At 40.2% G+C, this 12,093-nt stretch carries 11 protein-coding genes; 1 reads left to right on the top strand and 10 read right to left on the bottom strand.

The genetic code is table 11. The features are described from left to right. Window position 1: 1 nt before the first annotated feature. From ppaX to hprK, 4 genes are read right to left on the bottom strand one after another with little or no spacing between them, the layout of a single operon-like run. Entirely contained in the window at window positions 2–646 is a 645-nt protein-coding gene (ppaX, locus tag U8D43_RS12965) for a pyrophosphatase PpaX (protein ID WP_335871603.1), read from the bottom strand. Next, window positions 643–1,584 (bottom strand): nucleoside recognition domain-containing protein, encoded by a 942-nt coding sequence (locus U8D43_RS12960; RefSeq protein ID WP_335871602.1) that lies wholly within the window; start codon window positions 1,582–1,584, stop codon window positions 643–645. Before U8D43_RS12960 ends, ppaX begins: the two co-directional genes overlap by 4 nt. Before the next feature lie 13 nt (window positions 1,585–1,597). Continuing rightward, a complete protein-coding gene (gene lgt, locus U8D43_RS12955; protein WP_335871601.1) occupies window positions 1,598–2,404 on the bottom strand; it encodes a prolipoprotein diacylglyceryl transferase in 807 nt (268 codons plus the stop codon). A 17-nt stretch (window positions 2,405–2,421) separates the two neighbouring features. After that, on the bottom strand, window positions 2,422–3,366 hold the full coding sequence (hprK, locus tag U8D43_RS12950) for an HPr(Ser) kinase/phosphatase (protein ID WP_335871600.1): 945 nt from the start codon (window positions 3,364–3,366) through the stop codon (window positions 2,422–2,424). A 204-nt stretch (window positions 3,367–3,570) separates the two neighbouring features. Here hprK and U8D43_RS12945 point away from each other — a divergent pair, with 204 nt between their 5' ends. Continuing rightward, complete coding sequence (locus U8D43_RS12945) at window positions 3,571–4,236, top strand: N-acetylmuramoyl-L-alanine amidase (RefSeq protein ID WP_335871638.1); 666 nt, start codon at window positions 3,571–3,573, stop codon at window positions 4,234–4,236. A gap of 136 nt (window positions 4,237–4,372) precedes the next feature. Here the strand turns inward: U8D43_RS12945 and U8D43_RS12940 are convergent, their stop codons facing one another. The 6 genes from U8D43_RS12940 to uvrB form a co-directional block, all read right to left on the bottom strand. Further along, entirely contained in the window at window positions 4,373–4,723 is a 351-nt protein-coding gene (locus U8D43_RS12940) for a phage holin family protein (protein WP_335871599.1), read from the bottom strand. A 9-nt stretch (window positions 4,724–4,732) separates the two neighbouring features. After that, complete coding sequence (locus U8D43_RS12935) at window positions 4,733–4,924, bottom strand: PspC domain-containing protein (RefSeq protein WP_335871598.1); 192 nt, start codon at window positions 4,922–4,924, stop codon at window positions 4,733–4,735. A gap of 30 nt (window positions 4,925–4,954) precedes the next feature. Beyond that, window positions 4,955–6,037, bottom strand: coding sequence for a DUF4097 family beta strand repeat-containing protein (locus U8D43_RS12930; protein WP_335871597.1), 1,083 nt, complete (start codon window positions 6,035–6,037; stop codon window positions 4,955–4,957). 18 nt (window positions 6,038–6,055) lie between these two features. Continuing rightward, a complete protein-coding gene (locus U8D43_RS12925) occupies window positions 6,056–6,370 on the bottom strand; it encodes a magnetosome magnetite crystal formation protein family (protein WP_335871596.1) in 315 nt (104 codons plus the stop codon). 452 nt (window positions 6,371–6,822) lie between these two features. After that, complete coding sequence (gene uvrA / locus U8D43_RS12920) at window positions 6,823–9,708, bottom strand: excinuclease ABC subunit UvrA (protein WP_335871595.1); 2,886 nt, start codon at window positions 9,706–9,708, stop codon at window positions 6,823–6,825. 7 nt (window positions 9,709–9,715) lie between these two features. Next, on the bottom strand, window positions 9,716–11,692 hold the full coding sequence (uvrB, locus tag U8D43_RS12915; RefSeq protein WP_335871594.1) for an excinuclease ABC subunit UvrB: 1,977 nt from the start codon (window positions 11,690–11,692) through the stop codon (window positions 9,716–9,718). Window positions 11,693–12,093 lie beyond the last annotated feature (401 nt).

The following is a 12,093-nucleotide window of genomic DNA, read 5'->3' as shown; positions in this document are numbered from 1 at the left end:
CTCACTTCACCCCTAATAAATCTAATAAATCGGGCATTTCCTCTAAAATATAATCTGGGTGATAGTCTTCTAAGTAGCCTCTCCCTTTTGCTGACCATGCAACACCAATGGATGTGGTGTTCGCATTTTTGCCCGCTAATATATCATGATGATTATCACCAATCATACAAGCTTCCTCCGGGAGTGATCCTAATGCTTCTAGTGCCTTATAAAGAGGCTCTGGATCTGGTTTTGCATTCGTTACATCGTCTAAAGCAATAATCACATCAAAATACGGTCTTAGATTCATAAGTTCTAATCCCTTGATTACTACTGAGCGAATTTTCGTCGATACGATTGCCAATTTATAGCCCAATTCATGAAGAGCAACAACCGTTTCCTTTACACCACTGAATTCTTTCACCAGCTTGTCATGATGCTCTAAGTTATACGCCCGGTACCGCTTGACCATTTCTTCGACCTGATCCGGTGCCACTTTTTCAAAACTTTCCTCTAACGGTGGTCCAATAAATGTCAGCACATCTTCTCGTTGATAATCATTGGGAAAATAATAGTTCAACGTATGAAGAAACGAAGAGATGATTAATTCATTTGTATCAATCAGCGTTCCATCTAAATCAAATAATATGGTGTTTATGTTTTTCATGTTAGCGTAAATTCCTTTCCATTAGACACTTCTTTTTTCTTCCACGCTCTCCCTATGGCCCAGGTTAAGATAATAGCCGTTCCGAGTCGAATCAATAATAGAGGCCACACCGGTATTCCAAGTGGAAGGAAAATAAGCGTATCCTCTACAACTGCATGACACCCTACTAGAAAAATAAACGCCAATGTGACGTCTCGCTTACTCACTCCATCCTCTTTCACGGCTTGAATCATCACACCCGCTCCATAAGCCAAGCCAAACAGTAATCCCGCAGCCAAAGTAGTGGAAGTATTTTCATTCATTCCTAGCCTTCTCGTAAACGGAGCTAATAACGCAGAGAATTTTTGTAGCCATTGTAAATCTTTCAAAAATTGAATACCGATCATCAATGGAATCACAATTAGAGCTAACTGCAATACCCCGAAGGTTGCTTTTTGCAAAGCCATCGCGGCAATCATTGCCCAGCTGCCAACATCTGCTTGAACAGAAGGCATAAACCCATATTGAGCGAGTTCACTCCCTCCGTCCCATACGAGATGAAGAACTACAGCAGAAAAGAGAGCTAAGCCAATCCGGACAAGGAGTATAATCCAAAGCCTGACCCCTACCTTAACGGCGACACTCGATTCGATCAGTAAATTATGGGAAAAGGACAACATCATCGCAACGATAAAGACTTCTTTTACCGTTAAGTCAAGCGATAGAATTCCTCCAATCGCCGCATATAAATTCAAAAAATTACCTAATACAAGCGGGATAGCCGCATCTCCTGATAAACCAAACCAACTCATAAATGGTGAAATCCACTCAATCAACCATGGTAGTAGCGGAGTGTATTGCACAAGTGTCACCAATAAAGTGGTAGGGAAAATAATTTTCCCTAACGTCCAGGTCGTGGTGAGCCCTACTTTTGTCCCCTTTACTAATGATCCCATCATCCATTTCTCTCCTTTAGACATTTACCTCATCGTACCGTACCGATAACTTTCCGGTTTGACGACGATAAATCCAAACAGCAACTGCCCCGACAATCAACGCAATTGAGATCACTTCTGCCATTCGTAAACTCTCTGTCAGCATTAAGCTGTCTGTTCGTAATCCTTCTATAAAGAATCGACCGACAGAATACCAAATCACATACGATAAAAAGATGGTCCCTCTTCCAGGATTCATTCGTCTGATGATAACAAGTAGAATAATCCCCGCCAAATTCCACAGGGACTCATACAGAAAGGTAGGATGATAATAAACCCCGTCTATGTACATTTGGTTTACAATCCAATCTGGTAAAAACAATCCTTCTAAAAACGCTCTTGTTACCGGTCCACCATGAGCTTCTTGATTCATAAAATTTCCCCAGCGGCCTATTGCTTGTCCGACAAGCAAGCTCGGTGCAGCAATATCCGCTAACACCCAAAACGAGATTTTTTTTAATTTGGCGAACACTATCGTTGTAACGACAGCCCCAATTAAGGCTCCGTGAATCGCAATTCCACCAGTCCAAATTTGAATGATTTTTTCAGGATACACCGAATAGTACTCCCACTGAAAAATCACATAATAAATACGTGCCGAGATGATAGAAGCTGGAATGGCCCAAATCAGTAAATCGGCAAATAAATCCGGATTTAGCCCTAATCTCTTTGTTTCTCGAATTGCCAAATATAATGCTAAAATTATTCCTAGTCCAATAAGAATGCCGTACCACCTTACTTGAATGGCACCTAAATCTAGCGCAATTGGATTAATCGGTTCCATTTTTTTCACTCCTTTTCTTAATAGTCTTCGTGATCATCTTGTTCCCCTGAGGTGATCGCTCCCGATAAACGTTCTTGGAATTGCTCGGCTGCGTTTACGCCCATTCTTTTCAAGCGGAAATTCATGGCTGCCACTTCAATAATCACGGCTAAATTTCGCCCGGGTCGAACTGGTACCGTTAATTTTGTTACATCTGTATCGATAATTCTCATCGTTTCCTCTTCTAAACCTAAACGATCATAATGCTTGGACTTATCCCAAATTTCTAGATTAATGACCAGTGTGATTCGTTTATACGTACGAACAGCACCTGCTCCAAATAGAGTCATCACATTAATAATCCCTAGCCCCCGAATTTCAAGTAAATGTTCAATTAATTCAGGTGACCCTCCAATCAGGGTATCCGTATCCTCTTGACGAATTTCTACACAGTCATCTGCGACTAAACGATGTCCGCGTTTGACAAGTTCTAGTGCGGTCTCACTTTTTCCGACGCCACTCTTCCCAATAATCATCACCCCAACACCGTAAATATCAACAAGTACGCCGTGTACCGCTGTTGTTGGAGCTAACTTACTTTCTAAAAAATTCGTTAGTCGACTGGAAAATCTTGTTGTTTTCATCGCAGAACGCATAAGAGGCACAGAAAATTTTTCAGCAGCCTTCATCAATTCTTCTGGGACTTCTAATTCTCTCGAAATGCAAATTCCAGGAGTAATATCCGTACATAGCTTTCCCATTCGAATTTCTCTTTCGTCTTCGCTCAGTTTTTCTAAAAAAGAAAGCTCTGTCTTCCCGAGGAGTTGAATTCGCTCCGCTGGATAATAGTTAAAATAACCTGCTATTTCTAGACCTGGCCGAGAGATGTCACTTGTTGTAATCGGTCGATGAACCCCTTCTTCCCCAGCTATAAGATCTAAGTTGAATTTTTCGATGATGTCATTGGTCCGTACTTTTACCATTGTATTTCCTCCTTCAAGCCTATGTACAAATTATGTTGAACGATACCTATACAAATATACCATCCTATTGTAGCACTTTTCTATTTAGGGAAACCAGAAAACAACTTGGCCAAACTCAGGAACAAACACCGTGTCTTTTTTCACAATCCCATTATATGTTAATTGTGAAAGAAACAAAAAAGGAGGACATGTAGAGTGAAAATTATGCTAGATGCAGGTCATGGTCTGACTACCTCTGGTAAACGTACACCCGGTGGCATGAAAGAATACGAATTCAACACTCAAGTGGCCGATTATGCGAAAAACCTTCTATCCGCTTACGAAAAGGTGATCGTCTTTTTCACTCATTCGAACACTAGGGACGTCCCATTAACAGAAAGAACGAACAATGCCAATGCCAAAAACGTCAATGTCTATGTTTCCATTCACGCTAATGCGTATGGGAGTGGAGGATGGAACGAGATAAGTGGAATCGAAACATATGTGCATCCTTCACGACCTTCAGATGCCCTCTCGTTAGGCAAAAAAATACAAGCAAACCTGGTTGCAGCTTCAGGTTTGTCTGATCGCGGGGTCAAAACGGCCGATTTCCATGTGCTACGGGAAACTAAAATGACCGCCGTTCTTATCGAATGTGGTTTCATGACTAACCGAGGGGATGCGGCGCTATTAAAATCTGATCGCTACCGAAAACTTGTCGCTGAAGGAATTGTGAAAGCTCTCGCTACTCAATATAAACTCAAGAAAAAAAAGACCGGATTATATAAAGTCCAGGTTGGAGCCTTCTCCTCAAAAGCAAATGCCGAACAACTAGCCAATCAACTAAAACAGAAGGGTTTTTCCTCCTACATTAAGTGTGAAGAAGCATAGGGGTTGGTCTATCTGATTCCGAAATCTCTTCATTGATCTTCAAAAATGACAGTAGGTTAGTAATAATGAGACGCTCCTCTCACTTCCTAAAATGTATAAAAACCGTTCCTATATAGGAACGGTTTTACATTTGAGTCTATTTATCTTTATCAAATATCACTTTTTGAAAGACAAGGTTAACGATTGATAAAATCACGGAAGCCAACAACGCCATTCCAAAGCCGGAAATTTCAAAAGAATCACCCATAAGGCCATCGGTTAACAATAAAGTGATCGCATTGATAACAAATAAGAAGAATCCCAATGTAAGAATGGTCACTGGCAGCGTCAAAATCACTAAGATAGGGCGCACCAAAATATTGAGAAATGACAATACAAAGCTTGCCCCAATAGCCGCACCAAGACTAGAGACCTCGAAAGAAGTAAAATAGCCATCAAGAGCTACAAATAACACCGCGTTAATCAAAATTGTAAATAACCATTTCACTTGTTCAACTTACCCCCTTTCTTTCGGGATGATCCATGCCAAGATAATATAGATGAATACTATTGGAAAAAAGCCTGTTGCGAATACTAATACTGCAAAAATAATTCGCAATAACGTTGCATTCATTCCTAATTTTTTTGAAAGCCCGCCGATAATACCAAAGACGACCTTATTTGATTCCGATCGTGTTAAGGACATCATTCCTTATCACTCCTTCTTTCAGGCGCTTCTCTATTTAAGTGAAATAGAACCTGTTTTTGTATCTGCAAAAACGTGTAGCATATGTGGATTTAATCCTTTTTTAGAAAAACGCATATATTTTTGTACGAGTTCACTTTTCTCTTCTAGTATAGTAATACCCATTTGATTAACTTTAAAACTTCCTAGGTTGGACTTCAATTCTCCACTAAGTGATCGCTCCGTCCCAATCGCTAATACAACGCTACCCGTAACCGTTTTGGCATGAAGCGTTTCACACTGATCTCCGGTCACATCGCATTGAATATTTCCATTGAGAGATTGAAGATCAAGCTTTTGACTATCTCCTTTAAAGGTGATACTTCCATTAATCGTTTCCGCTTCAATTTTGCGGCTATAAGAGTTCACAATAGATATTGATCCATTGGCCGTTTCCGCTTCCAACGACTGTGAATAAAGCTGTTCAACATTCAGCTTCCCATTCGCTGTTTTAAATTTAAAGTCTTCAACTTGTAAACCTTTGACGGTTAATCCCCCATTAAAAATTCGAACCGACAGCTTTTCATATTCATTCTTTGGGATGTAAAGAATCGTATCTGCCTTCATCCACTTAAATTGAGTTGAAAAGCGTAATTTATCATTTTCAATGGAAAACGTCGTATTCTTAAGAAACATTGTTCTGGCTTCTTCCTGTTTTTCCGTTCGGTACACACGAACATTACACTCTATTCGCACGTCCTGCTGATCCCAAGGAATAATCTCCACTTTTCCATTCGATATATCCAATTCCAATTGTTGGACCGTTACACCAGTATGCTGGAACACATGGGACACATCCGCATGTTGACCAAGCTGAAAATCCAAATCCATATCTTTGACTTTTTTAATCGTACTTGAAATAAATTCCATCAACTTCTCTTTTGTGGATGAACCAGTCGGCCCATCTGTTTTTTTCTCTTTGTTTACTGCAATAACCAAATCGTTGAGTAATTTCTCCTCTTTCTTTTTGCTTGTTTCTTCTGCAGAATCTAAGGCTTCTAACAATGTAAGAGCTTCACGTGCCGATAAGGAACCATTCTCAACCATTTCTAATATTCGCTTACGCTCTTCTGTCATAATCTCGACTCCTCCTTTTTAAAGAAGTACTTTGACTCCTTTATATACATTCCAAATCGTAATAATGATAACCATCAGCATATAGAGACCAATTCCACCAAGCATAAAAAAGGGAATTCCACTGCCCTCACTTAATACGTTGAAATCTAAGATGATCGACAGAAAAATAAATGGTACACCTACAATTGGGATGATATGAGAAACTAAAGCTTTCACCGCATGTCCTTTCACTTCTTTATCTTTGGTCACAAACAACACAATTAAGGGAAAAATAAACCCAGCGAAAAAAATACTCAAATAAGAAAGAGATGATAATAATTTATTCGTTTCCATTGCGCTCAACTCCTTTAATTTACATTACGAAATTTTCATTAAAAAGTTTCGTTTACTTCTCCTATTTTGTGAGGCATCTGAACTTGATGGTTTGTGATAAAAAGTCTCAATATAGGAGTGTATGTTTGAATTCAGTAGAAAATTATGACCTATTGGTGAAATTTTTCATTTGGTTCTTAGGACTCTTGAGCTCGGAGTGGTATTTCTATGCAGCTGTTTTCGCGAAGATTGTGGCTTTTCGAATCGGAATATGTCCCCTGATTTGTATGACTTCGTGCCAATAGCAACAAAATATTCGAAAAAAGCCTTTTATTAAGATGTATTATCCATTCAATAGGCAATTAAAAAACTTCAGTTTAGTCAATTCGAAAAGGAGACCACAAATCTGGGTCTCCTTTTAAGAAATAACTAGGTCTACCTTATTTACCGATACATCTTTCAGAGGAAACTGCTCACGTTGATACTTCCTCTCGCACATCTTCTTGTTGAGCCAGTCGTTTTTTCATTCGCTCTCGATCACGCTCTAAAATCGGTTTTAAGTATTTCCCAGTATAAGAGGCTCTCGTTTCAGCCACTTTTTCTGGTGTTCCTCTTGCGATAATTTGGCCACCTTTATCGCCACCTTCAGGACCAAGATCAACCAAATAATCAGCTCCTTTAATAACATCTAAATTATGTTCAATCACTAAAACCGTGTCGCCATTTTCAACCAGTCGTTGCAGCACGATGAGTAAACGAGCAATATCATCCACATGTAATCCTGTCGTTGGTTCATCTAAAATATAAAAAGATCGTCCATTGGATCTTCGGTGTAACTCAGATGCTAATTTCACCCGTTGTGCTTCCCCTCCAGATAGTGTCGTCGCCGGTTGACCAAGCTTCATATATTCCAAGCCTACGTCAGCAAGAGTTTGGAGCTTGCGACTAATCTTTGGGATGTTTTCAAAGAAAGGAATCGCGTCTTCTATCGTCATATTTAGTACATCAGAGATATTTTCCCCTTTGTATTGAACTTCTAACGTTTCACGATTGTAGCGCTTTCCATGGCAGACCTCACAAGGTACATACACATCTGGTAGGAAGTGCATTTCAATTTTAATTATTCCGTCTCCTCGGCATGCTTCACAGCGTCCACCTTTTACATTAAAAGAGAAACGACCTTTTTTGTAGCCTCTTACTTTGGCTTCATTTGTTGACGCGTAAACATCACGAATATCATCGAATACGCCTGTATAGGTCGCCGGATTTGACCGCGGTGTTCGGCCAATGGGCGACTGATCGATATCAATCACCTTATCTAAATACTCCACACCCTTAATTTCTTTATGGTTACCAGGCTTTCTTTTCGCTTTATGCAGCTTTTGAGCAAGCGATTTATGCAAAATTTCATTAATTAATGTACTCTTTCCTGATCCCGATACGCCCGTGACAGCGACAAACATGCCTAGTGGTAGCTTCACTTTTACATTTTTTAAATTGTTTGCTTTTGCTCCGATTATCTCTATGAATCGACCATCATCTTTACGACGCTCTAATGGCAGTGGGATGAATTTTTCCCCTGCTAAATATTGCCCCGTTAAGGAGTGCGGGTTTTTCATGACTTCCTCCGGTGTTCCCTCTGCTACAATTTCTCCGCCATGTACCCCGGCACCAGGACCAACATCTATTAAATAATCTGCAGCCAGCATCGTATCTTCATCATGCTCGACCACGATTAAAGTATTCCCGATGTCTCTCATATTCTTCAATGTTGAAATGAGACGATCATTATCGCGTTGGTGTAATCCAATCGAAGGTTCATCGAGAATATATAAGACTCCTGTTAAACGGGATCCAATTTGAGTTGCTAGTCGAATTCTCTGTGCCTCTCCTCCAGATAGCGTTCCTGCCGCACGGCTCATAGTTAAATAATCGAGCCCCACATTCACTAAAAATCCTAATCGTTCCCGAATTTCTCGCAAGATCAGGTTGGCAATTTGCATATCTTTTTCTGATAGAGATAATGACTCGAAGAATGCATCGGCTTCTTCAATTGACAACTCTGTAATCTCACCAATATGTTTTGATGCGACTTTGACCGAAAGAGTTTCAGGTTTTAAACGATGACCCTTGCAGGAAGGACAATGTTGTTGTGCCATGTACTTCTCCATTTGTTCCCGAATATACTCTGAACTCGTTTCACGGTAACGACGCTCAACATTTCCAATCACACCTTCAAATTGAATATGATTTTCTCGAACTTGTCCGAAATCATTTTCATAACGGAAATACACTTTGTCAGTACCAGAACCGAAAAGTATTTTATTCAGGTGTTCGGGCGGCAACTGGGCAACTGGAACATCCATATCAATTCCATAATGAGTGGCAACCGCTTCTAGCATTTTCGGATAATATTGAGAACTTGACGGCTCCCACGGAGCAATCGCATGAGCACGTAAGCTCAATTCACTATTCGGAATCACTAGCTCCTTATCCACCTCGAGCTTCGTGCCTAATCCATCACAGCTCGTGCACGCTCCATATGGAGAGTTAAATGAAAACATTCGTGGTTCAAGCTCGCCAATTGAAAATCCGCAAATTGGACAAGCATGGTGCTCAGAGAACAATAACTCTTCTTCTCCCATCACATCGATCAGGACGCGCCCTTCAGCTAGCTTAAGAGCCGACTCTAGAGAGTCAGCTAAACGCGCTTCCACTCCCTCTTTCACAACAATTCGATCAATGACTACTTCAATATTATGTTTTTTATTTTTTTCCAATTCAATTTCTTCACTTAAATCGATCATTTCCCCATTTACACGGACACGAACATAGCCTTGCTTTTTCACGTCCTCAAGTGTTTTTACATGAGTCCCTTTTCTTCCAGAAACAATCGGCGCGAGAACCTGGAGCTTTGTTCTTTCTGGATACACGATAATTCGATCGACCATCTGTTCAATCGTTTGTGAGGAAATTTCAGTTCCATGATTCGGGCAAATCGGTTTCCCTACTCTTGCATAGAGAAGTCTAAGATAATCATAAATTTCCGTTACGGTTCCAACGGTCGAACGCGGGTTTCGACTCGTTGTTTTTTGATCAATCGAAATCGCAGGAGACAGCCCTTCAATCGCATCGACATCCGGTTTGTCCATTTGCCCTAGAAATTGCCGTGCATAAGCTGACAAAGATTCTACGTAACGACGTTGCCCCTCGGCGTAGACAGTATCAAATGCCAAGGATGATTTCCCTGAACCTGATAAGCCCGTTAACACCACCAGTTTATCTCTTGGAATGGTGACATCAATATTTTTTAAATTATGAGCTCTTGCTCCCTTTACAATAATTTTATCTATACCCATCTAATGGTCATCCTTCCGCTTTTAACTCTAGAATTGTATCTCGTAGCTGAGCAGCTCGTTCAAAGTCAAGGGCTTTTGCCGCAGCTTTCATATCGGTTTCAAGCTGAGATATCAGATTATTTTTTTCTTTCTTGGTCATTTTTTTCGTTGATTTTGGTACGTCAAATTCTTCCTGATCCTCAGCCACTTTTGTCGCGCGAATCACATCGCGAATATCTTTTTGGATCGTTTGTGGAGTAACGCCTAATCTTAGATTGTTCTCTTCTTGAAGAAGACGACGACGCTTCGTTTCACCAATCGCTTTTTGCATTGAATCCGTCATTTTATCTGCATACATAATAACGTGTCCATTGGAATTACGAGCGGCACGACCAATGGTCTGAATTAACGCCCTCTCAGAGCGCAGGAAACCTTCTTTGTCTGCATCTAGAATGGTGACGAGCGATACTTCTGGAATATCTAACCCTTCTCGTAATAAGTTAATCCCAATCAAGACATCGTATTTTCCCAAGCGAAGGTCACGAATAATTTCAATTCGTTCTAGTGTTTTAATTTCAGAGTGCAAATACTGAACTTTCATCCCGAGTTCTTTGAGATAGGCTGATAAATCCTCTGACATTTTTTTCGTTAATGTTGTCACAAGGACACGCTCATTTTGCTGAATTCTTTCATTAATCTCATCTACGAGATCATCAATTTGTCCTTGTATCGGACGGACATCAATAGTTGGATCCAATAACCCTGTTGGTCGAATAATTTGCTCGACCATTTCTGGACTATGTTCCATTTCATATGGACCAGGGGTGGCGGTCACATAAACAATTTGATTTGTTTTTTCTTCAAATTCTTTAAATGTTAAAGGACGATTATCCATTGCCGATGGCAGACGGAAACCATGATCCACGAGAACCTTTTTCCTCGCTTGGTCACCGTTATACATCCCTCGAATTTGCGGAAGACTCACGTGAGACTCATCAATAATAATCAAAAAGTCTTCCGGAAAATAATCGATTAATGTATACGGAGTAGCCCCTTTAGAACGTAGCGTTAAATGCCGAGAATAGTTTTCAATGCCTGAACAAAAGCCCATCTCTTGCATCATCTCTAAATCATAACGAGTTCGCTGCTCTAATCGTTGAGCCTCTAACAATTGATTCTCTTCACGCATGATCTTTAGCTGTTCTTCTAGCTCATGTTCAATATTTCCGATGGCTACTTTCATCTTTTCCTCACGGGTTACGAAGTGAGAGGCTGGGAAGATAGCGACATGGTCTCGCTCGCTAATAATCTCGCCAGTTAAGGAGTCTACTTCTCGAATTCGATCAATTTCATCGCCAAAAAATTCGATTCGAATACAATGCTCATCTCGTGAGGCTGGAAAGATTTCAACCACATCTCCACGTACACGAAACGTCCCGCGACGAAAATCGATATCGTTGCGCTCGTATTGCACATCTACAAGTTTACGAAGAAGGGCGTTCCGCTCTAATTCCATACCGACACGAAGCGAAACAACCAGATTACGATACTCTTCTGGCGAACCTAGACCATAAATACACGACACGCTCGCTATGATAATAACATCTTCACGTTCGAAGAGAGACGATGTTGCGGAATGGCGAAGCTTATCGATTTCATCATTAATACTGGCATCCTTTTCGATAAAGGTATCTGTTTGAGGAACATAAGCTTCAGGTTGATAGTAGTCATAATAGCTGACAAAGTACTCTACGGCGTTATCAGGAAAGAAGTCTTTGAATTCACTATAAAGCTGACCTGCTAACGTTTTATTATGCGCAATAACCAAGGTTGGTTTTTTGACTTGTTGGATCACATTTGACATCGTAAACGTTTTCCCTGTTCCGGTTGCCCCTAATAATGTTTGATGTCGTTGTCCTTCATTAATTCCATCCACTATTTTTTGGATGGCCCGCGGTTGATCTCCTTGTGGTTGATATTTTGATTTCAACTGAAATTCACTCAATGGTAAGCCTCCTATCAGCTTCAATTCATTCTTTATATAAGGCTATTTGTATACCTTACTGTTATTTAGTCTACTTTTAGATAGAATCCTCCATTTTGCGGGTAATTCACATCAGAAATTAGTGAAAAAATGTCCCGGAACAAAGCAATATCACCGTTTATAAACTGGTTTGAAAATCAGCAAACTTTGTGAAAAAAGCCTTGTATAAGAACATTTCTAATCGTAGAGGATCTGTTATCTGTCATGATGGAGTATTGATTATTTCAGGCTATAAAGGGCGGTATTATCCCTTCCACATGCTCTATGTACTTGTTGTTTGGTTCAATGTTTTATGGTCGATAATAGGTATACACTTTCTACTCTAACTTTATCCCCATTCTACCACAATTTAAACTAGTTTA

It is taken from the genome of Bacillus sp. 2205SS5-2 (assembly GCF_037024155.1).
GTDB lineage: Bacteria > Bacillota > Bacilli > Bacillales > Bacillaceae_K > Bacillus_CI.
The sequence above is the reverse complement of the archived record's forward strand: the minus strand, read 5'-3'. Positions and strand labels throughout refer to the sequence as shown.